The following is a 21914-nucleotide window of genomic DNA, read 5'->3' on the forward strand; positions in this document are numbered from 1 at the left end:
AGCGGCACCACCGACGCCGTCGTACCGGTCGCGCCCGGCACGTCGCTCCACGCGGTCAGGCCGTCCGGCACCCGCTGCCACTGCCACCGCACCGAGGACGACGCGGGCGTCGACGCACCCAGATCCGCCGACACCTCGTCCTCGACCGTGAAGACGGCGTCCTTCGCCCGGATCTGCGCCGGCGGCGTCTCCTGCCACACCCCGATCGGCGTCACCGTCGACGAGGGCTCCGACGTCGACGCCTTGCCGTCGGAGAAGTCCGCCGTCACCGTGAACGAGTACTCGGTGCCGTTGCCCAGACCCTGCACCGCGCACGACGACTCGTCCGGGGCCGCCACGCAGGCGCCGGCGGGCGAACCCGTGACGCGGTATCCCGACACGGTCGGTGAATCCACCGCGTCGGCCGGGGGCGTCCACGACACGATCGCCGACCCGTCACCCGCGACCGCCGACACGGCCGACGGCGCGGCCCGCCAGCGCGCCACGAACGTGAGATCCGCCGGGCCCCTCACGCCGGTCAGCGTCACCAGATCCGTGGACGAGGTCACCGACGCCGGAGCCGACGACGCGTCCTTGCGCCAGGTCCAGCCCGCGAAGGTGTACCCGGCGCGTCGCGGCGAGGCCAACGCCAGGCCGCCGTCATCGAACGATCGTGCGTACAGCCGTCCGGGAGAGGCCACGGGCTCCCCGCCGGCAGCGTCGTAGAGGATCCTGAAGTTGCGGTTGGTGATCCGTTCATCGGTCGGTGACTCGATGCGCATCCCGACGATCGCCCCGTTGTTGACCAGGGCGGACGGAGCGCTGTCGGGCGCTCGCACCTCACCGCCGCCCGTGATGCGCCCGGCGACCGACAGGGTGTCGCTGGAACGCAGCCTGAACGAGGCGTCCGTCGGGACGACCAGGGCCGCGCCCGCCCCGACGGACACACCGATCCTGCCCGTCGTCGACTGGGGTGCGGCACCGACGGCCGAACCCGTCGAGCCGCCCCGGGCCGTCAGGGTCGCGCCTGTCGACACCACGACTTCGAAGGACGAGCTGTCGGCCGCCTGAACCTTGCCGTCGGCTCCCACGCCTGCGCCGGCCCCGTCGCCGGTCGCCGTCACGCTGGCGCCGTCCAGCACCGCGAGCTGGACGGTGGGGCTCGATCGCAGGGCACCGATGCCGGCACCACCGCTGCCGGGCACCGCCGAGGCGTGGACGATCGTGCCCGCGCCGGTGATGGCGACGCCGCCGGAGCGCCCGGAGGTGGTGGCGCCTCGGCCTCCTCCGATGCCGGCGCTCATCCCGGTGGCGCGGACGCTCGCGCCGTCGGAGATCCTGACGCGGGTCGGGCCGTCGGCTCCGCCGCCCCCACCGATCCCGGCCGCGCCGTCGCCGTAGGCGGTCGCCGTGACGTTCCCGCCGTAGATCTGCGCGTCGTCCACCGTCGAGTCGAACTGCCCACCACCGATCCCGGCGCCACCCGCCGTGCTCGTCGCCACGACGGTGCCGCCGCGGACCTGGACCGTCTCGTGCTCGCCCCGCTGCCCGCTGCCGATGCCGGCTCCCGTGCGTGAGAGCGCGGTGACCTCGCCGCCCCTGACGCTGACGAACGGAGCGAAGACGGCGCCCTCCCCTCCCCCGATCGCGGCTCCGGAGTCGCTCGACGCGTCGACGACGGCGTCGAGGTAGAGGTCGCCGAGCAGGTCCTGCGTGCCCGCAGCGCCGCCGACCGCCGCTCCCGATGCCGCGCGAGCCGACACCTTGCCACCGCCGATGCTGTCGATGATCGTCAGCGAGCCCCTCCCGGAGATCCCGAGAGCGGCACTCGTGCCCGTGGAGGTGGTCGTCAACCGGTGCCCCGCCAGGTCGAGCACCGTGTTGGTCGACCCGACCGAGAGCCCCGCGTCGGCGGCGGTGAGGTCGGCCTCCAGCCTCACCGTTCCACCGGACCTCAGGGCCGCCGCCAGTTCGTCGACCGTCTGCACGCCGGCAGCCGAGGCCGCTGGCGCGACAGCGAGCGCCGACGTCACGACGGCCAGGGCGACGACCACGCGGGTCGCACCCCGACGCGTCGGTGCGGGCGAGGAGCGGCGGAGGACGGAGACGAGGGACATGCAGCAGCCTTCGGGCACTCGGGAGCAGAGCGGTCCCAGCCTGCAAGGTCGCCGCCACCGCCGTCCGGAAGTCCACCGAATCGTGCGCAATCTGAGCGCAATCCGCTGATGCTGCCGATGCGCGCGCATCGGTGGTCGTCGGAATAGCGATCGGCCGCGGGGCCGTTGGGCCGACATGAAGATCCTGCTCACCGGAGGTACAGGTTTCATCGGCCGCGCCGTGCTCGGGCGCCTGATCGAGGAGGGGCACGAGGTCACCGCCGTCGTCCGCAGCGAGAGCTCGGCAACGAAGGTGGCCCAGACGGGAGCCACCGCTCTCGTCGGCGACCTCTTCGACGCCGGCTGGCTGATCGACCAGCTGCGCGGGCACGACGCCGCGATCCACACCGCGGCGGGGAGCGACGGCCGCGACGCCGAGCTCAACGACGCCGTGATCGAGGCCGCGCTGACGGCCTTCGCCGGCACCGAGAAGGTGTTCGTGCACACCGGCGGCGTCTGGGTCTACGGCAGCAACGACGCGATCACCGAGGAGTCGCCGCTGTCGCCGCCGGCGATCACCTCCTGGCGCCCGGCCGGCGAGCAGCGCGTGCTCGACTCGGGGCTGCGGGCGGCCGTCGTCCAGCCGGGCATCGTCTACGGCCACGGCCAGGGCATCCCTGCGATGCTGGCGGGCTCCGTGGACGGCGACACGGTCACCGTGCCGGGCACCGGCGACCAGCACTGGACGACGATCCACGTCGACGACCTCGCCGACCTCTACCTCGCGGTGCTCGCTGCCGCGCCCGCCGGCCGCGCCTACCTGGGCGTCAACGGCCAGAACCCCACCGCGCGCGAGCTGGGCGAGGCCCTCGCCGCGACGGTGCGCGCCGAGGGCGACTCGGCCACCGTCGCGCGGCTCGGCGCCTTCGGCGAGGCGCTCGTCCTCGACCAGCAGGCCGCGGGCGAGCGCGCCCGCAACGAGCTGGGCTGGGCGCCCACCCGCCCCTCGCTGCTCGAGGAGCTGAGGGCCGGCTACACGGCCTGACCGACGGTCTCGGCGTACTCGCGCTCGGCCGCCTGCTCGGCCTCCTCCTTGTGCCGGCGCACGGCTTCGACGCCGGGCAGCAGCAGGCTGCCGATGGCGGCGACGCTCAGGGCGATCCCGGGCACCCATAGACCGGCGAGCAGGCCGTCGCGCAGGCCCTCGGGCGTGTAGTTCACGCCGACGGTCTCGAAGAACACCACGCCCACGATGGCGAGCAGGAGCGCAGCACCGACCTGCTGGGAGGTGCCGAGGACGGCGGAGGCGGCACCGGCGTCGGAGACGTCGGTGTTGGCGAGCGCGACGTCGATGAGCGGGATCGCGGAGAGCGCGAGGCCCACGCCGCCGAGGGCCATCGGGCCGATCATGTCGGCGATCCCGAGGTCGTTGCCGTGGTGGTTCACCGTCTGGCCGAACCAGGCGACGGCGGCCACGAAGAGCACCAGACCGACCGTGACCAGGCGTCGTCCGAGCCGGTCGATGAAGGGCACGGCGGCGCCCGAGGCCACGAACGCGCCCACGCTGAAGGGCACGGTGGCCAGGGCCGCGTCGATGGCCGAGAACTGCAGGCCCACCTGCAGGTAGAGGGTGACGACGAAGAAGAACGCGCCGATGGAGCCGAAGAAGGCCAGCGAGGTGAGGGCACCGGCGGTGTAGCCGCGGTCGGCGAACAGACGCGGCGGCACGAGCGGGAACCCGCCGGCCCTCTCGATGCGGCGCTGGTAGGCGAAGAAGACGACCAGCAGCACCAGGGCGAGGGCGATGAGCGCCCAGATCCACCACACCCAGTCCTTGGGGCGACCCTCGATGAGGGCGAAGGCCAGCGAGAACAGGGCGATCGAGGCGAGGGCCACGCCGGGGAGGTCGAGGCTGGTGCGGTGCGGCGAGCGGGTCTCGGGGATCAGGCGCGCGCCGCCGATGAGCAGCAGCACGCCGATGGGCAGGTTGATCACGAAGATCGAGCGCCACTCGAGGCCGGCGATGTCGTAGGTGACGAGCACGCCGCCGAGCAGCGGGCCGGCCACCGCCGCGGTGCCGGTGACGGCACCGAACGCACCGAGGACGCCGGCGCGCTCCTTCGGCGAGTAAAGCACCTGCACGATCGAGAGCACCTGCGGCACCATCGTGGCGGCGAAGAAGCCCTGCACGAAGCGGCCCGCCACCAGCACCTCGGCCGTGGGGGCGAAGGCGCACATCGCGGAGGCGATGGTGAACCCGGTCACGCCCACGAGGAAGACTCGCTTGCGGCCGTACAGGTCGCCCAGGCGACCGGTGGTGATGAGCACCGTGGCGAAGGCGAGGACGTAGCCCGAGACGATCCACTCGAGCTGGGAGGGCGTGGCGTCGAGGTCCTGCTGGATGGCCGGCAGCGCCACGTTGACGATGGTGGTGTCGAGCAGGTCCATGAAGGTGGCCACGAACAGCACGAGCACGGCGGTCGTGCGCACGCGGCCCGTGGGCAGGGCAGGGGAAGACGGCATGGGGATCCTCGGGCTTCGGGATGTTGGGAGCGGAACCGGCGGCACCTCGACGTGCCGCTCCATTGAAGCAAGGCCCACCGACCACCCCCGGTCGGTCGCGGGCCTTGAGGGGCTCAGCCCTTGCGCACCGCGCGGCTGTAGAGCGCCAGCAGCGTGCGCGAGACCACAGCCAGCGCGGCCTGCTCCATCACCGGCACCCGGGGCTTCGCCGAGAGGGTCCACTCCACGAGGACGCCGCTGCCCTGGGGCGTCAGGCGCACCTCGCCCCGGTAGTCGCGGAACGGGACGCCCGCGACGCCGCGGTAGCCGAGCACGTGGGGCGCGTCGAAGGTGACGATCTCCTCCACGATCGCGGGGGCCGGTCCGGGGGCGGCGATCGTGCGCACCGCACCGACCGCGCCGGGCGCCTGGGCCCGCGTGTCGTCGACGGTGACCTTGATCCCCGGGCCCCAGCCGGCCATCGCCTCGTGGTCCGCGAGCGCCGACCAGGCGGCGTCCAGGCTGACGGGGAGGGTGGTGCGGGCGGTGGCCTGGGCGCGCTTGGTCATGTCGGTCCTCGTCGTCGGGGTCATCTGGTTCGCAGGGTCACTTGTTCGCTGGCCGCCACCGGATCTGCTCGCGACGGTGGGTGTCGGGAGCGGCGTGGCGGGGCAGGGTGCGGGGGCACCGCCGACGATGGTGACAGGCCGCGGGAGCCCTCGCTCGGGCGCCTCGCATCGCGGGCAGGAGGAGGAGACGTGGACGACGGATCGGTGGACGAGCAGACCTCGCTGTGGCGCGACCTCGTCGGACCGAGGCGCGGTCCGGAGAGCCCGGGTGTTCGCCGCGGACGCCGCGTGGCGACAGTCGGCCTGACTCTGCTCGCCTTCGCTGTCGCCGTCGGGATGATCCTCCTCGCGCAGTCGAGCCGGGACGACGACTGGCCGCTGAACGTGCTCATCTTCCCGCTGGGCATCGGGATCGGCGGAGGTGTGCTCGCCATCGCGCGCGTGACGCGGATCGCCGGGTGGATCGTGATCGCGGTCGCCGCCTGGGCCTTCTTCACCTGGTACGGCCTGGTGTCGATCGTCGATCCCTACGAGGCGATCTCCGACTCCCTCAGCCATCCCGGCGGCAAGGGCCCGGACCTCGACTCGGTGGGAGAGGCGCGCTTCTGGGGGGCCTTCTTCCTCCTCATCGTCAACGTCCCGGCGGCCTTGCTCGCCTGGGCGTTGCTCGCCGAGCGCCTGCAGCGAGGCAGGCGCCGGGAGTGACCGGTCCCCGGCCCGCTGGGTGCGGCGGGCCGGGGACCGGTCATCGATCTCCTCGCAGAGCGCTACCTGGTTACCGTGACCGTCACGACCCGGCTGTAGCTGACCCCGCCACCCGAGGGCTGGCTCGCCTTGAGCCGGTACTGCCACCCGCTACGAGCCAGCTGCGCCTTGTCGGAGAACGAGAGCGACGTACCCGTCACCGCCTTGCCCGCATTGCGCCACACACCGTCAGCACCCTTGACCTCCCAGCGCAGGCTCGGCACCGGATCGGCGTCCACGCTCGCGGTGAGCGTGAACGTCGCCCCCGCCTTCACCGTCACCGACTCCGGCTGCGTGGTGAACGTGACCCGCTTGATCGGCGTCGCCCTCGTCGTCGCCGTACGACCCACACCCGCCTCATTCACCGCAGCGACCGTGAACGAATAGGTCTCAGCGTTGCTCAACTTCTTCACCACACACGACGTCACCGACGCGGGCACCTCGCACACCGTGCGCACGACCGCTCCGGTCGAGCTCAGCAGCTTCACCCCGTACTCGGTGACCGGCAGCGGCCGGTTCGCCACCGACGGCGCCGTCCAGCTCAACGTCACCTGCCCGTCGCCGGGCACCGCCTTGAACGAACCCGGCGCCCGCAGCAGGCGCGAGACCGACAGCTTCGCCGACGTCGACGTCACCGAGCCACCAGCGTTGCTCACCACGGCACGGAACAGCGCGTTGTTCAACCCCGCCGCACCCGTCACCGAGTAGGACGACGCACCGTTGACCGCCGGACCCGACTGGACCTGCGTCCACGTGGCCCCGTTGTTCAGCGAACGCTCCCACGTCACCGACGGCGCCGGATCACCCGTCACGTCCACGTTGAACGTGGCCGTGCGCTCATCCATCACCGACAGATCCGACGGCTGCGTCACCACCGTCGGCGCGACCGCGACCTGCTTGACCGTGATCGGTCCCACCACGTTCGAGAACGTCGGCGTCTCGGGGTAGCCCTTCAGCTTCGAGACCAGCTTCACCCGGTAGTAGCGGCCCGCCTGCAGGCCGCTCAGCAGCCCCACCGAAACACCGGCGTTGAACACCCCCGACGGGGCGCCCTCACCGCCCGCGCCCGCGACATCGACCCAGTCCTTCTCGCCGTCCGGCGAGGACTGCCACTGCCACGCCTGCGAGGTTGCCGCCGGCTGCGACTGACCGGTCGTGGCGTACAACGTGTCGTCGGTGTCCAACGAGTCGCCGCCCGCCAACGCCCCGCCGAGCGAGATCCACTTCCCGAGCGGCGTCACCGGCTCCGACGGCGCTGAGGCCACCGACTCCCCGGCCGAGTTCTTCGCTGTCACCGAGAACGTGTACGACGTGCCGTTGCTCAGACCCGACACCACACACGACGTCGACGTCTGCGTCACGCACGAACCACCCGGGGCGCCGGTGACCGTGTAACCCGTGATCGCCGCACCACCGTCGGAAGCCGGCGCCGTCCACGACACCGTCGCCGACCCGTCACCCGCCACCGCCGAGACACCCGTCGGCGCACCAGGCACCACCGCAGCCGGCTTCGGCTTGTAGAACAACAGGATGTACCCGTCACCGCTGTTGCCCCCCAGCGTCGCCTCGGTCGAGATCGGACCCGTCAGCCCCGCCGAGTAGCCGTTGCCGCCACCACCGCTGGAGCTATAGCCACCCGAGCCGCCGTAGTAGCCGCCGCCACCACCGCCACCGCCGCCGTAGAGGGGGCTACCGCCCCGCCCACCCTTGCCGGGCACGATGTCGCCGTTGACGAGTGCAGCAGGGCCGGACCCGCTCGTGACATCGGGGCAGAAGGCCGTCGACACTGGGAGCGAGCCGCCGGCGGTGGCTGTCGCGCCCCGACCTGCGCAGTCGGGGTAGGAGAGCGATGCGGCGTCGGCTCCAGCCGACCCTCCCGAGCCGGCACCCGCGTCGGAGCCCCGAAGATTCCGGGCGCTGCCGCCGCCCCCGCCAGCAACCGCGAGCGGCTCGGCCTGGCCGCTGAGGAACAGGAACGAGCCGCCGCCTCCCTGCCCCCCGTCGGCGCTGAACGGCCCCGTGGCGTAGGCGGGGCCGCCGCCACCCACCGTGGTCGTGCTTCCTGCGTAAACGCCGGCCTGGCCAACGAGGAGCGCCAGGGTCTTGCCCTGTGCGCCCTGGAGGACGCCGCGGACCTTGCCACCCAGCCCGCGCTTCGCTGTCGCCGGCTGCTCGATACCTCCGGCGGCCCCCGCGAGCTCGACGGTCACGGCGGTCGCGTCCGACGGCAGGGTCAGCGCCCTCTGCGCGCCGGTGTAGCTGATGAACACCGAACAGACGCCGTCGCCCGCCACGAACGGCGCGGGACAGGTCAGTGTCGCAGCACTCGCGGATGGCGCTGCGCCGATCACAGCCAGGCCGGCGAGGCCGGCTGCGGACGCGGCGAGGGCCGCCGTCGTCCTACGAATTGAGAACCCCATGTTCTAGATCCACCTCGGTGTCGATCATGTGCCGCGTACGCACCCCGAGCGTGGACGGCGGGCGCCTGGGAGCAGACGCGAGCCCATCAGACACTGGGACCGGTCCCGCCCGCAGTGATTCGGACGAACCAGGGCCGATACGGACCGAAGTCTCAGTTCACCGGCACCCGTTTCCCGCGCCAATCGACCGTGGGGGCTGACCGAACGTTCAGCCCCCACCATCGATCGGTCGGCGATCAGGGGGGCTAGCGGGTGATGGTGACCGTGACGACCCGGCTGTAGGAGACCGCGCCGGTCGGCTGGGTCGCCTTCAACCGGTACCGCCACCCGCTGCGCGCCGCGAGCGCCTTCTCGCTGTAGACCGTGGACGTCGCGCCCGCACCGTTCGCGTTGCGCCACGTCGCCCCGTCGTCCGAGCTGACCTCCCACCGCACCCGCGGAGCAGGATCACCGCTCACCGCAGCCGTGAACCGGAACGTCGCTCCCGCCGCCACGCTGGTGGACTCGGGCTGCTGGGTGAACACCGTCGCACGGATCGGGATGCCCGACACCGCGGCGGCCCGCCCCGCGCCGGCCGCGTTCACCGCCGCCACCGAGAACCCGTACTTGCTGCCGTTCACCAGCCCCCCGACGACGCAGCGCAGTGCAGCGTCGGCCGGCACCAGGCAGACCGTGACCGGGCTCGCGTTCGGCACCACACGCTGCACCACGTAGCCGGTCGGCTCCAAGGGCCGGTTGCCCAGCGACGGCGACCACGTCAACGTCAGCTGCCCGTCCCCACGCTGCACCGCGACCGTCGGCGGTCGCAGGAGGCGCGTCACCGACAGCCTCGCCGTGCTCGAGCGCACCGTGCCCGCCGTGTTCGTCGCCACGGCCCGGTACAGCGAACCGTCCAGTTTCGCCGCGCCCGTCACCGTCAGGGTCCGACCATCGCTCGACACCCCCGTGGCGGCGGTCGGGACCATCGGCGCCCACGTCCGACCGGAGTTCGTCGATCGCTCCCACGACACCGCAGGACTCGGCGCACCGGTCACCGCCACCTGGAAGGTCGCCGTCCGCTCGTCCATCGTGAGCGCATCGGCGGGCTGCTCGGTGAACACCGCCGCCTCGACGACGGGTTTGTCGATGACAGGGCCCACGACGTTCGAGTACGTGGTGGCATCGCGGTAGCCCGCGCGCACGTAGGTCAGCTCCAGGCGGAGGTACTGCCCGGCGTAGTCGCCCAGCGAGCTCAGGGCCGTCACCGGCACCCCGGAACCCGACGCGCCGGGCACGTCCCTCCACGCGCTCAGACCATCGGGCACGTATTGCCAGCGCCACCGCACGTCGCTCGCCCCCGGCGTCGCGGCGCCCACATTCGCCGCGAGACTGCCTGCGACCGTGAGGGGCGAGGAGTCGGCGCTGATCACCGGATCCGGCGTACTGGTCCACTCGGCGAGCGCGGAGCCGATCACGTTCGACACCACCACCGCGTCCGGGAAACCAGGCCGCTCGTAGGTCACCTCGAGCCGGTAGAACCGCTCCGCCACCAGCCCGTTCGACGCCGTCAACGACGTCACCGGCGTAGTCGTGCCACCCGCACTCGCAACATCGGACCACGCGCTACGACCATCCGGCGTCGTCTGCCACTGCCAGCGCACCACCGACGCCGTCGGCGTCGCCGCGCCCAGGTTCGCATCCAACGCACCCTCGACCGTCAACGGCGACGCGCTCGCATAGATCGACGGATCCGGGGTCGACGTCCACACCCCTAGCGAGGGACCCACGACGTTCGAGAACGCCTCCGCGTCCGGGAAACCCGCACGCTCGTACGTCACCTTCAACCGGTAGAACCACCCGGGCAGCAGACCGTCGCCCTTCAGCGCCACCACCGGCGCCGTCGTCCCAGTCGCACCCACCACGTCCGACCACGCCGTCGCACCATCAGGCGTGCGCTGCCACTGCCAGCGCACCACCGACGCCGTCGGCGTCGCCGCTGCCAGATTCGCGTTCACCTCCCCACCGGTCGTGAACGCACCCGTGCCCGTGGCGATCGCCGCCGGCGGCGTCGAGATCCACGAACCACGCGGCGTCACCGACCCCGACGGCAGCGACGCCGCGCCGTCGCCGTTGCGGTTCGACGACACCACCGAGAACGTCACCGCAACTCCCGGCTCCAGCCCCGACACCACACACGACGTGGCGGACGCCGCCGCAGTGCACGAACCACCTGCCGACCCCGTCACCGTGTAGCCGGTCACCGGCGACCCGCCGTCATCGGCCGGCGCGGTCCACGACACCCGCGCCGATCCCGCCTCATCCGCCGACACCTCCGCCGAGACACCTGACGGAGCACCCGGCACATCTGAGGCGATCACATCAGCCGCGGTGACCAACTCTGTCGCCGCGAGCCATCCGATGTCGAAACCGAAGACCGAGACCGCCAGCGACTTGCCCACCTGCGCCCGTGTCGGCGTGTACGAGCCGGAGGAGCCGTACTGCACCCGTTGGCCGTCGACCAACCAGGAGTAGATGTAGTTGTCCCCAGAAGTGGAAGGGTTCGAGATCCGGACGCCGACCGGCGTACCCGCCCTGACCTGCGACGTCGTCAAGGCTGCCGTGAAGGCGTACTGGTTCGTCACCGGCCCGATAACGTTCGAGTAGACCGTCGCGTCCGGATACCCGGCCCTCAGGTACGTCAGCGCCAGCCGGTAGTACTGCCCGAGGGAGAGGTAGGCCGGCGTTCCGGCCAGGGGCGTGACCGGCACGCCGGTGCCGCTGCGACCAGGCACGTCGTTCCAGGCGCTCCGGCCGTCGGGGACGTACTGCCATTTCCATCGCACGTCCGACGCCGCGGGAACCGCTGCTCCGACATTGGCTCGCAGAGTGCCGGCCAACGTCAACGGCAGCGCATCCGCGGCGATCACCGGATCCGGCGTCGAGGTCCACACCCCCAAGGGCGTCACCGCGGACGACGCACCCGATGTCGCCCCCTCGCCCACCGCGTTGCGCGGGCGCACCGTGAACGAGTACGCCGTGCCGTTGGTCAGACCCGTGATCGTGCACGACGTCGCGACCACGACACACGAACCGCCCGGCGAGCCCAGCACCGTGTACCCCGTCACCGGCGAACCGCCGTCATCCGACGGCGCCGACCACGACACCCGCACCGACGAGTCCCCGGCCACCGCACTGACCGTCGTGGGGGCCGACGGCGTCGACTGCAACGGCGGTTCGTACGTCAGCACGAGATAGCCGGCACCACTGTTGCCGCCCAGCGTCGACTCGTAGGAGAGCGGCGCACTCAGACCACCCGAGAAGCCGTTGCCGCCGCCACCGCCACCGCCGTAGCTGCCGCCACCACCGCCGTAGTAGCCGTCACCACCGGGGCCGCCGCCGTCGACATCGGAGTCGCCGCCGCGACCAGGGAGGATCGTTCCGTCCCGAACCTGCGCGGGCCCTGCTCCATCCCGCCCCAACTTCACACCGGCGGCGTCGCAGAACTCATCGCCATCGGCGCCGTTGCCGCCGCGGTCCGGCTGCGCACCGCCACCGACGGAGCACACTCCTCGACCGTTCCCTCCCGTCGAGGTTCCCGAGCCATCTCCGCCGCCCTGACCGATGTAGTAGCTGGCGCCGCCGCCACCTCCCGCCGCGGCCACGAGAACGCCCGTCGCCCCGAAGGCCAGGAAGGATCCGCCGCCGCCGGTGCCGGTCGGCGACAGGTAATCAGGCACGGGTACACCAGCCGCTCCGATGCGGTAGATCAGCCTCTGGCCGGCGGCGTTGAGGAGGCGACCGCGCAGCTTTCCCCCCGATCCTCCAGGCACGTCGTAGGCGGGATTCGCGGCATCGATGGCGTCTCGATACGCGGAGCCCCCGCTCGCGCCAGCGAGCTCCACCGTCACGACCCCCGCCTCAGCGGGAAGAGTGATCTCGCCCTGCCTGCTGGTGTCGGTGAGCCGCACGGTGCAGGTCGAACCCGACATCACGAACGGCGCCGGGCAGCTCACCGCCGCCTGCACCGGCGCAGCCGATACGGCAGCGACCGCACTCACACCGCCACCCAGCAGAGCCACCGCCACCACCCGCGACAGCAGCCCCGCACCGACCCGCTCGAACCCCATGACCCACCACTTCTCTAGCTGTGGCAGCACCGACGGCCGCGAGCGACCGCGAGGCTGCCGGGAGCAGACAGCCGGCCCTGCACGCAAGGCCTCGCGATCATGGTGGCGCAGCGAGGGCCGGGGTGTGGAGGATCTGGGGAAGGTCGACGCAATCTGAGCGCAATGTCGCTCCGGAACGGGGAGATCGACCCGCCGGAAGGGTGCCGAGATGCCGAGTGCCTCCCCGACCGTCGCGGTCGAGGAGGCACTCGGGTGGATCAGCTGAAGCGCTCCCGGCTCAGCGCACCCGGTAGGTGAGCTTGAACGGCTGCGCGTCGTCCACCGGCACGCCCTGGCAGGAGAACGCGGTGTTGCGGAAGCAGGCGAAGCGGCCGCTGGCGTTCACCAGCGTCACCTCGACGAACTTCACCGACCCGAAGGGCACCGTCAGGGCGCCGTTGCCGGTGCTGCTGTTGAGCGGCACGACCTTGCGGCTGATCGCGCCGGACTTGGCGAACGAGGTGACGATGGCGCGCGAACCGCGCACGGTGGCGGGTGCGTCGATCGTCACGGTCAGGCGGCGGGCGGCCGGCACCTTCGGCGTGAAGCGGTAGGTGGCGCTGGCGAGGTGGTTGATCTTGCGGGTCACCACCCGGGTCTTCAGGTCCCTGAGGACGACGCTGCCCACCGGCGCGGCGGTCGGGTAGCGCAGGGCCGCACCCTCGGCGTAGGTCCGGCCCGGGAGACGGTTGCCGACGGCGAAGTCGGCGAAGGCGGCGGCAGCGGTGATGCCGCGCGCCCGCAGCGCACCGTCGACCGCCTGCCACGAGTACTGGTCCGGCGCCTCGCCTGCGGCATCCACGCGGTCCCAGATGTCGCGCACGATGGTCGGGAGACCGCCCTCCGCCGTGGGGAACCGCTCGGACAGGTTGCGGAAGAAGATCCACACGCCGTAGTGCCAGCCGCTGAGCGAGCCCTCGCCGATGAACTGGTCCATCGACAGACCCGGGCGGGTCAGCGGGCTGTTGGCGAGGTACTGGCGGTTGTCGTTGACGCTCGGGTAGACCTCGTCCTCGATCCAGGCCGCCGTGGCCTCGAGGAGCCAGGCGTCCTCGAGGTAGTCGTAGCCGAACTGCACGGCGTGGAAGTACTCGTGCGCGGCCGTGACGCGCAGCGAGTCGATCGGCGTGTTCTGCGCGGTGAACTCCGAGTAGTCGTCGTCGAGCACGCAGTAGGCCCACACGTCGTAGGCGCCCTCGACGTTGGTGCGCGGGTCGTCGCTGGTGCAGTAGCCGTAGGTGCCGTCGGCGCCGATGTTGGCGATGTAGACGTCGATGCGGCTGTCACCGCCCGCGGTGCCGTCGGACTTCGGGGCGCGGTAGCCGGCGGCGAGGTACTGCTCGTGGATGAGGCCCATCTCGCGGAGCACCGTGTCGACGTAGTCGGGGATGCCGTTCTCACCGGGTTCGCCGGAAGCATCCTGGAGGTCGGTCGGGTCGGGCGCCGCATCGGTGGAGGTCACGTAGTGGACGCAGATCGACTCGTCGCACGCGGGCGTGGCCTCTTCGACGGCGTAGGTGACGTCACCGCGCACATTGGCACGCCGCTCGGCGGTCGGTCGGGCGAGGTAGGCGTCGGCCTTGGCCCGCTGCGCGGGCGCGAGCTCGGACCTCGTCGCAGCGAGGTCGCGCAGAGCGATGGTCCGGTCCGCACCACCGGCTCCGGCGAAGGAGTCCTGGACGGCGGCGAGCGCCTTGGCCGCACGCGGGCTCGAGGCCTGCTGGCGGTCGTTGTCGGCCTGGGCCGAGGGTGCGAGGAGCGCACCGGAGAGCGCTGCCAGCCCGACGAGGGTCGCGAGCCGGGCGCGGTGTGAGGCGAATGACATGTCGCGGACTATAGGAGTGCCGCGACCCCCGCCGTGGGGTTTCGAAGGTCCCTACTTGACTGACCACTTCGGGCCCTCCGGCCTAGTCCGGCGAGGCCCCGATGCCAGGCGCTCAGCACCCCCGGCCGGGGTTCAGCCGCCCCTCGGGATCGAAGACGGCCCGGACCTTCCGCATCAGGTCGAGCTCGCGCCGCCCGACCTGGTGGGCGAGGAAGGGCAGCTTCAGCGCGCCCACGCCGTGCTCGCCGGTGATCGTGCCGCCGTGGGCGAGGGCGGTGTGGAGGATGCGCTCGAAGGCCGTCTCGGCCCGACGGCGCTGGTCGGGGTCGGTCGCGTCGAAGACGATGGTGGGGTGCAGGTTGCCGTCGGCGGCGTGGCCGAAGGTCCCGATGGTCACGTGCTCGTCGACGGCGATCTGCTCGATCGCCACCACCATGGCCGGGAGTGCGTCGGGCGGCACGCCCACGTCGTCCAGGAGGATCGAGCCCTGGCGCTCGAGGGCCGGCAGGGCGAGGCGACGAGCGGCCATGAACTCCTCCCCCTCGGCGAGGTCGTCGGTGCGGTAGACCTCGCCCGCGCCGTGGCCGCGCGCGATGCGCTCCACCTGCTCGGCCTCCGCCGCGGCCGAGGAGCCGTCGCAGACCACGAGCAGCAGCGCCTCGGCGGAGGTGTCGAGCCCCATGCCCGCCATCTGCTCGACGGCCGCCACCGTCGTGCGGTCCATCAGCTCGACCGCCGCCGGCGTGAGGCGCCCGCCGATCTCGACCACCGCCTCCATCGCCGCGCCGAGCGAGGCGAAGGACGCCGCCACGGTGGAGGCGGCGGTGACGGCCGGCAGCAGCCGGACGCTCGCCTCCACGATCACCCCCAGCGTGCCCTCCGAGCCGATCATGAGCCGCAGCAGGTCGAGACCGGCCACGTTCTTGCGGGTGGCCCCGCCGAGGCGCACCACCTCACCGTCGGCGAGGACGACGGTCAGCGCCGCCACGTGGTCGGCGGTGACGCCGTACTTGCAGCACGCCATGCCGCCGGCGTTGGTCGCGATGTTGCCGCCGATCGTGCAGGTGGCGCGACTGCCCGGGTCGGGCGCGTAGCGCAGGCCGTGGGCCGCGGCGGCGCGGTCGAGGGCGCCGTTGATCACCCCGGGCTGCACCGTGGCGAGGCGGCGGGCCGGGTCGATGGAGACGATGCGGTCCATCTCCGCCACGCTCAGCACGAGGCAGCCCGCCAGGGCGTTGGCGCCGCCCGTCAGACCGGTGCCCGCGCCGCGGGTGACCACCGCGACGCCGTGACGCTGCGCCCACTGCAGCGCCGCCACCACGTCGTCCACGCTGCGGGCGCGGACGACGGCGAGGGGCGCGGCATCGGGGGCGATCGGGCTCTGGTCGCGGCTCCACGCCGCCATCAGGTCGGGGTCGACGACCACCCGCGGATCGCCCTCGAGGAGCTGCCGGAGCTCCTCGAGGGCACGGGTGTCGGCACCGGTCGCGACCACCCCTCAGCGCTTGCGCAGCGAGCGCGGCAGCTTGGGCAGCTGGGTGGCGCGCCCGTGCATCACGGTGGTGAGCGTGGCGACCTGGGTGTCCTGCGCCGCGGTGCGCTCGAAGGAGGTGAGGTTGAGCGGCGCCTTGAAGCGGGTGCGGGTGACGGCCTTGGCGTAGGTGAACTCCTTGAGCCCGTCGGGGCCGTGGATGCGCCCGAAGCCGGAGTCGCCGACGCCGCCGAAGGGCAGGCCCGGCACGGCCGCGAACGAGATCACCGAGTTGATCGCGGTCATGCCGGTGCGCAGGCGACGGGCGAGCTCGTCGCCGCGGGAGGCGGAGTAGATCGACGAGCCCAGGCCGTACTTGCCCGCGTTCGTGAGCCGGACCGCCTCGTCCATCGATGCCACCTTGCGCACCGTCACCGTCGGGCCGAAGGTCTCCTCGCACACGGCCTCGGAGTCCTCGGGGACGTCGACCAGCACCGTCGGCTGGATCGCGCGCGCCCCCTCGGGCACCTCCCCGCCCACCAGCGCGCGCCCGCCGCGGGCGAGGGCGTCGGCGATGTGGCGACGCACGACGTCGACCTGCGAGGGCATCGTCATCGGCCCGATCGGCGCGTTGGAGTCGCTGCCCGAGCGCAGCTCGCGCGCGCGGCGGGTGAGGGCGTCGAGGAAGGAGTCGTAGACGTCGGCGTGCACGTAGACCCGCTCGATGCCGGTGCAGGTCTGGCCGGCGTTCGCGAAGGCGCCCCAGCAGGCGGCGTCGGCGGCGGCCTCCACGTCGGCGTCGGAGTCGACGAGCATGGCGTCCTTGCCGCCGGCCTCGATGACGACGGGGGTGAGGTTCTCGGCGCAGGCGGCCATCACGCGCTTGCCGGTGGCCGTCGAGCCGGTGAAGGCGACCTTGTCGACGCCCGCCTTGCACAGCGCGGTGCCGGTGTCGCCGAAGCCGGTGACCACCTGCAGCAGGTCGTGCTCGGGCGCGACCTCCTTGAGGCTCTCGGCCAGCCACGCGCCCACACCGGGAGTGTGCTCGCTGGGCTTGAACACCACGGTGTTGCCCGCGGCCAGGGCGTAGGCGATCGAGCCCATCGGCGTGAACACCGGGTAGTTCCACGGGCCGATCACACCCACCACGCCGAGCGGCAGGTACTCCACCGACGCGGCCTGGTTGGCCAGCAGCAGCCCGGGGCTCACGCGCTGGCGCCCCAGCACCTTGGGTGCGTGCGAGGCCACCCACGCGAGGTGGTCGATCGCGAGCACGGCCTCGAGCTGGGCGTCGCCGTGCGGCTTTCCCGTCTCGCGGTGGACGACGTCGACCAGCTGCGCGAGCCGGCGCGCGAGCACGCCGCGCCACTGGTCGAGCACCTCGCGGCGGCCGGTGAACCCGATGGCGGCCCACCACTCGGCCGAGGTGCGGGCGCGCGCGACGGCGGCGTCGACGTCCTCGGCGGTGTGGATCGGGTGGGTGCCGACGACGTCGCCGGTGCGGGGGTCGAGGGAGTCGAAGGTGGGTGAGCCCTGCTGGGCCACGGTGTCGGAGCCGGCCTCGGGGCCGGGGGCGGTGGTCGTCATCGTGCTGCTGCCTTTCCGCGCAGGAGGTCGGCGGCCTTCTCGCCGATCATGATCGAGGGGGCGTTGGTGTTGCCGCGGGTGACCATCGGCATGACGCTGGCGTCGGCGACGCGCAGGCCCTTCACACCGCGGACCTTCAGCTCGGGGTCGACGACGGCGCGCTCGTCGCCGCCCATCGCACAGGTGCCGACGGGGTGGTAGAGCGTCTGGCTGTGCCGGCGGATGTGGTCGACGATCGCGGTGTCGCTGATGTCGCTGCCGGCCCGCCACTCGCGCATCGTCGGCAGCAGGCCGCCGACGATGTGGGGAGCGATCGGGCCGCCGAAGGTGATCTCGAGCGTGCGACGCACGCCCGCGGTCATGGCGTCGAGGTCGGTGGCGTCGTCGTAGTAGGCGGCGTCGATCTCGGGGTGCCAGTGCGGATCGGTGGAGCGCAGGCGCAGCGTGCCGCGACTGGCGACGTTGACCAGCGTCGGCGCCGCGGTGAAACCGCGCTCGGTGGGCTCGTGCAGGCCGTTGTCGTAGAAGCCGGTGGGCGCCACGTGCGCCTGGATGTCGGGGGCGGCGAGGTCGGGACGCGAGCGCCAGAAGCCGCCACCCTCGCCGATGTTGGAGACCAGCGGGCCGGTGCCGCTGGCCTTGGCGCGCAGGAACTGGCCGAGGTTGTTGTGGTTGAGCAGGTCGGTGACGCCGCGGGTGCGGAACACGAGCGGGACGACCGGGTGGTCGTGGAGGTTCTGGCCCACCCCCGGCAGGTCGACGAGGACGTCGACGCCGACCTCGCGCAGGTGCGCGCCCGGACCGACGCCGGAGAGCATCAGCAGCTGCGGGGAGGCGATCGCGCCGCCGCTGAGCACGACCTCGGCCTCGACGCGGGCGGTGCGCAGGCGCCCGTCCACCTCGTAGAGGACGCCGACCGCGCGGCCGTCCTCGATGAGCACGCGGTGGGCGTGGGCGCCGGTGCGGATCGTGAGGTTGGGCCGCGACTCGGCGGGCTCGAGGTAGGCCTTCGCCGTGCTCCAGCGGCGGCCCTTCTTGCAGGTGACCTGGTAGAGCCCCGCGCCCTCCTGCTCGCGACCGTTGAAGTCGTCGTTGCGCTTGAGGCCGGCGGCCACCGCCGACTCGACCCAGAGGTTGGTCATCGGGTGGGTGTAGCGGCGGTCCTCGACGTGCAGGGGACCGTCCTGCCCGTGCAGCGGAGCGCCCAGCCGGGTGTTGCCCTCGGCCCGCTTGAAGTACGGCAGCACGTCGTCGTGGCCCCACCCGGTGGCGCCGTAGGCGTCGCGCCAGGTGTCGAAGTCGGCGTGGTTGCCGCGGATGTAGATCATCGCGTTCATCGACGAGCAGCCGCCGAGGGCCTTCATGCGCGGCCAGTCGGCGCGTCGTCCCTCGAGCTGCTTCTGCTCGGTGGTGCGGTAGCCCCAGTCCCACTTGGTGCGGAAGAGGTTGGCGAACGCGGCGGGCACCGTGATCTCGTCGGCGTCGGCCGGCCCGCCCGCCTCGAGCAGCAGCACGCGGGTGCGGGAGTCCTCGGTGAGCCGGGCGGCGATCACGGCGCCGGCGCTGCCGGCCCCCACCACCACGTAGTCGAAGGTCTCGGTGTCGGACGCCGAGTGGGCCATGGAACCTCCTGGAAAGGCGCTGCGGTGCGCCGGGCCGCGGGTGCGGACCTGCTGCCCTCGACGGTAGGCCGTGTGAGGGCGATCACCAAGGCCGATCTCAGGATTCTGACTGCGGGCCCTGTCAGATCGCGGGCGAGCGGGCGGGCGCGCGGCGTCGAGCGCGCGAGGCCCGTGGACGACGACGGGGCCGGGTCAGGCGTCGAAGCTGCCGTGGCGGCCGGCGCCGTCGGCGAACCGGGCGGCCCCGGCGAGCGCCTCGGCGATCGACACGGTGCCGTGGTGGTACTCGGCCGCCAGCGCGTCGTCCTCGCCCAGACCCTCCTGCTCGAGCACGGAGAGGCGGTCGTGGCGCAGGCAGGTCTGGGGGAACGCGGCGAGCTGGTGCGCCAGCCGCACCGCCTCGTCGACGGCGGTGCCGTGCGGCACCACCCGGTTGGCCAGGCCCATCCGCAGGGCCTCCTCGGCGCCGACGGGGCGGCCGGTGAGGAGGAGGTCCATCGCGTGGCTGGTGCCGATGAGGCGGGGCAGGCGCACGGTGCCGCCGTCGATGAGGGGCACGCCCCAGCGCCGGCAGAGGACGCCGAGCACGGCGTCGTCCTCGACGACGCGCAGGTCGGCCCAGATCGCGAGCTCCAGGCCGCCGGCCACCGCATGGCCCGCGATGGCGGCGATCACCGGCTTGCCCAGGCGCAGGCGCGTGGGACCCATGGGGCCGTCACCGTCGGGCTCGAAGCGGTTGGGGTCGCCGGCGGCGAGGGCCTGCAGGTCGGCGCCGGCGCAGAAGGTTCCACCCTCGCCGTGGAGGACGGCGACCGCGGCGTCGGGGTCGGCGTCGAAGGCACGGAAGGCGTCGGCGAGCGCCTCGGCACTCGCGCGGTCGACGGCGTTGCGGCGCTCGGGGCGGTCGATGCCGATGAGGGTGACGGGGCCGTCGGTGCGGACCGTGACCGTGGGCCGGGGAGTGGGACTGGAGGTGGAACCGGGTGAGCCCATGTCGTCAACCCTTGAACGTCGAGGGGCCGGCGTCGTCGAAGGGGGCGCCGTCGCGCTCGCGCACGGCCTGCTTGAAGCCGACCTCGGCCGCACGCTGCTGGAAGGCGTAGCCCTCGCGGGTGTGGCGCGAGATGCCGTCGAAGACCGTGCTGATCATCTGGCTCGTCTGCACGCCCTGGGCCAGCAGGGCGGAGTTGAGGGCGAGCTTGACCATCACCAGCTGGTTGATCGGCATCGCCGCGATGCGCTGGACGAGCACCTCGGTGCGCTCGTCGAGCTCGTCGGATTCGGGGGCCTCCACGGCGAGGCCCCACTCGGCCGCCTCCCGACCCGAGAGGCAGTCGCCGGTGAGCAGCAGCCGCTTGGCGCGCTGGTCGCCGAGGCGGTGCGCCCAGAGTCCGGCACTGGGCACGCCCCACACGCGGGTGGGCGGGTAGCCGATCTTGGCGTCGGCGGCGATGACGATCTGGTCGCAGTGCAGCGCGATGTCGGTGCCGCCCGCCACGCAGAAGCCGTGGATCTTCGCCACCGTGGGCTTGTTCGCGTGCAGCAGGCTCGCGAAGCCCTTGGTGAAGCGGCTCATCATCGCGTAGTCGACCATCGGGTCCCACGTGCCGCGGGGATCGTGGTTGCGCATCTGCACGTCGGGGTCGAGCACGGTGCCCTCGCGCGGGACGGCGCCGGCCATCGCTCCGTCCATGAGGTTCTCGGCGGACGCCGCGAGGTCGTAGCCCCCGCAGAACCCCTTGCCGCGCCCGCTCAGCACGATCACGTGGACGCGGGGGTCGAGGTCGGCGCGCTCGACCGCGTCGGCGAGCTCGACCGGGGTGTCGGGGGTGATGGAGTTGCCCTGCTCGGGACGGTCGAAGGTCAGCCGCGCCACGCGGCCGTCGACCTCGTAGGTGAGCGTGCGGTAGCGCGGCGCCTCGGCTCCGGCGCCCGAGGGGGCGGCCTGCTGGCGCCACGGAGCGGGATCGGTCACGCCGTGGACGCTACAGAAATCTGATCGGTTGCGCCACGAAGTGTTACAACCCGTGACGCGGGAGGCCGGCGAGGCCGGCTGCGAAGCGAGCGAGCAGATCGGCGTCGAGCGGGAGGTCGCGCTCGCCGACGCGGGTGAGCGCCCGCAGCGGGTGGTTGGCGTTGACCGCCAGCACGAGGCGCGCGCCGGCGGCGACGAGGTCGTCGAGCAGCACGGGTCGGGCGGTCGTCGTCCACCCCCAGGTGCGGGCGATCGCGGCGAGGTGATGGGCGGTGATGCTCGGCAGGGCAGGGCCCTCGGGCACCACGAGCTCGCCCTCGCGACACAGCAGCAGCGTCCAGGTCAGGCCCTCCAGCACCGTGCCGCGGTGGACGAGCAGGGCGTCGTCCGCACCGGCGAGGCGGACCTCTCGCTTGATCGCGAGCTGGGCGAAGAGGTCGGTGGTCTTCAGATGCGCCGTGCCGCGGGTGTGCTCGACCGCCTGGACGACGAATCCGCCGTCCTCGACGCCCGGCGGGTCGACGGGAGTGGAGGCGATGAGCGCGCGGGCGCCGTCGGCGCGTTCGGGGGCGGCGATGGTGAGGCCGTCGGGGAACAGGGTGATGCGCACCGACTGCGCGGGCGCCCCGGACGTGCGGGCGAGGTGGGCGAGGTGGGCGCGCAGGACGCCCCGAAGGCGCTCGACGTCGAGGCGATGCCCCCACAGCTCCTCGGCGCCTCGGGCGAGCCGCTGCTCGTGCATCGCCCAGCCCAGCGTGGCGCCGTGCTCGACCACGAGCGTGGTGAAGACGCCGTACGGGTAGAGCGCGAAGGTCGGCGGCACGGCGTCGACGGGATCGCCGTCGAGCGTGTAGGTCGTCGCCACGGGGTCATCCTGGCAGGCGGCGGGGGCGGGGCAGATCGTGGCGGGCGGGCGTCGTCCACCCGGGAATGAGCCGGACTACTCGACCGAAACTCGTGCTTGTTGCATGAAGCTTCA

14 protein-coding genes are annotated in these 21914 nt (G+C 72.6%); 2 read left to right on the forward strand and 12 right to left on the reverse strand.

The window, feature by feature from the left end; translation table 11 throughout:
* Positions 1-2096, reverse strand: a 2096-nt coding sequence (locus tag ACERUN_RS10935; RefSeq protein ID WP_370289972.1) for a fibronectin type III domain-containing protein, incomplete at its 3' end; no start/stop codon positions are given.
* 175 nt (positions 2097-2271) lie between these two features.
* Between ACERUN_RS10935 and ACERUN_RS10940 the strand changes: the two genes are divergently transcribed.
* On the forward strand, positions 2272-3120 hold the full coding sequence (locus ACERUN_RS10940; protein ID WP_370289973.1) for an NAD-dependent epimerase/dehydratase family protein: 849 nt from the start codon (positions 2272-2274) through the stop codon (positions 3118-3120).
* On the opposite strand, the gene ACERUN_RS10945 is transcribed toward ACERUN_RS10940, so the two are convergent.
* Together ACERUN_RS10945 and ACERUN_RS10950 are read right to left on the reverse strand one after the other, a co-directional pair.
* Positions 3108-4598 carry an MFS transporter gene (locus tag ACERUN_RS10945; RefSeq protein WP_370289975.1) on the reverse strand — a complete coding sequence of 497 codons (1491 nt, stop codon included), beginning with the start codon at positions 4596-4598 and terminating at the stop codon, positions 3108-3110. The genes ACERUN_RS10940 and ACERUN_RS10945 overlap by 13 nt on opposite strands.
* Before the next feature lie 113 nt (positions 4599-4711).
* Positions 4712-5146, reverse strand: coding sequence for an SRPBCC family protein (locus ACERUN_RS10950; protein WP_370289976.1), 435 nt, complete (start codon positions 5144-5146; stop codon positions 4712-4714).
* A 189-nt stretch (positions 5147-5335) separates the two neighbouring features.
* Between ACERUN_RS10950 and ACERUN_RS10955 the strand changes: the two genes are divergently transcribed.
* Complete coding sequence (locus ACERUN_RS10955) at positions 5336-5851, forward strand: hypothetical protein (RefSeq protein WP_370289977.1); 516 nt, start codon at positions 5336-5338, stop codon at positions 5849-5851.
* 62 nt (positions 5852-5913) lie between these two features.
* Here the strand turns inward: ACERUN_RS10955 and ACERUN_RS10960 are convergent, their stop codons facing one another.
* The 9 genes from ACERUN_RS10960 to ACERUN_RS11000 all read right to left on the reverse strand — a co-directional run bounded on the left by ACERUN_RS10960 (position 5914) and on the right by ACERUN_RS11000 (position 21800).
* Positions 5914-8160 (reverse strand): fibronectin type III domain-containing protein, encoded by a 2247-nt coding sequence (locus ACERUN_RS10960; protein ID WP_370289978.1) that lies wholly within the window; start codon positions 8158-8160, stop codon positions 5914-5916.
* A gap of 395 nt (positions 8161-8555) precedes the next feature.
* Positions 8556-12416, reverse strand: coding sequence for a fibronectin type III domain-containing protein (locus ACERUN_RS10965; RefSeq protein WP_370289980.1), 3861 nt, complete (start codon positions 12414-12416; stop codon positions 8556-8558).
* Between the two features lie 277 nt (positions 12417-12693).
* The gene (locus ACERUN_RS10970) at positions 12694-14280 is read right to left on the reverse strand and encodes an MXAN_6640 family putative metalloprotease (protein WP_370289982.1); all 1587 of its coding nucleotides are present in this window, start codon (positions 14278-14280) and stop codon (positions 12694-12696) included.
* 112 nt (positions 14281-14392) lie between these two features.
* Positions 14393-15775: an FAD-binding oxidoreductase gene (locus tag ACERUN_RS10975; protein WP_370289983.1), complete on the reverse strand. Its 1383-nt coding sequence runs from the start codon at positions 15773-15775 to the stop codon at positions 14393-14395.
* 3 nt (positions 15776-15778) lie between these two features.
* Positions 15779-17338: an aldehyde dehydrogenase family protein gene (locus ACERUN_RS10980; protein ID WP_370289986.1), complete on the reverse strand. Its 1560-nt coding sequence runs from the start codon at positions 17336-17338 to the stop codon at positions 15779-15781.
* Entirely contained in the window at positions 17335-18960 is a 1626-nt protein-coding gene (locus tag ACERUN_RS10985; RefSeq protein WP_370289987.1) for a GMC family oxidoreductase, read from the reverse strand. The genes ACERUN_RS10980 and ACERUN_RS10985 overlap by 4 nt, the downstream gene beginning before the upstream one ends.
* 192 nt (positions 18961-19152) lie before the next feature.
* Positions 19153-19953, reverse strand: coding sequence for a crotonase/enoyl-CoA hydratase family protein (locus tag ACERUN_RS10990; RefSeq protein ID WP_370289989.1), 801 nt, complete (start codon positions 19951-19953; stop codon positions 19153-19155).
* 4 nt (positions 19954-19957) lie between these two features.
* Positions 19958-20935: a crotonase/enoyl-CoA hydratase family protein gene (locus ACERUN_RS10995; protein WP_370289991.1), complete on the reverse strand. Its 978-nt coding sequence runs from the start codon at positions 20933-20935 to the stop codon at positions 19958-19960.
* Positions 20936-20978: 43 nt separating this feature from the next.
* Complete coding sequence (locus ACERUN_RS11000) at positions 20979-21800, reverse strand: aminotransferase class IV (RefSeq protein ID WP_370289992.1); 822 nt, start codon at positions 21798-21800, stop codon at positions 20979-20981.
* Positions 21801-21914 lie beyond the last annotated feature (114 nt).

Source organism: Nocardioides sp. (assembly GCF_964229035.1).
Taxonomy (GTDB): domain Bacteria; phylum Actinomycetota; class Actinomycetes; order Propionibacteriales; family Nocardioidaceae; genus Nocardioides.

Bases quoted from the DNA above. Each gene is read 5' to 3' on its own strand.
- ACERUN_RS10980 (WP_370289986.1), bottom strand. From the start codon at position 17,338: ATGACGACCACCGCCCCCGGCCCCGAGGCCGGCTCCGACACCGTGGCC.
- ACERUN_RS10945 (WP_370289975.1), bottom strand. From the start codon at position 4,598: ATGCCGTCTTCCCCTGCCCTGCCCACGGGCCGCGTGCGCACGACCGCC.
- ACERUN_RS10990 (WP_370289989.1), bottom strand. From the start codon at position 19,953: ATGGGCTCACCCGGTTCCACCTCCAGTCCCACTCCCCGGCCCACGGTC.
- ACERUN_RS10970 (WP_370289982.1), bottom strand. From the start codon at position 14,280: ATGTCATTCGCCTCACACCGCGCCCGGCTCGCGACCCTCGTCGGGCTG.
- ACERUN_RS10940 (WP_370289973.1), top strand. From the start codon at position 2,272: ATGAAGATCCTGCTCACCGGAGGTACAGGTTTCATCGGCCGCGCCGTG.
- ACERUN_RS10950 (WP_370289976.1), bottom strand. From the start codon at position 5,146: ATGACCAAGCGCGCCCAGGCCACCGCCCGCACCACCCTCCCCGTCAGC.
- ACERUN_RS10965 (WP_370289980.1), bottom strand. From the start codon at position 12,416: ATGGGGTTCGAGCGGGTCGGTGCGGGGCTGCTGTCGCGGGTGGTGGCG.
- ACERUN_RS10985 (WP_370289987.1), bottom strand. From the start codon at position 18,960: ATGGCCCACTCGGCGTCCGACACCGAGACCTTCGACTACGTGGTGGTG.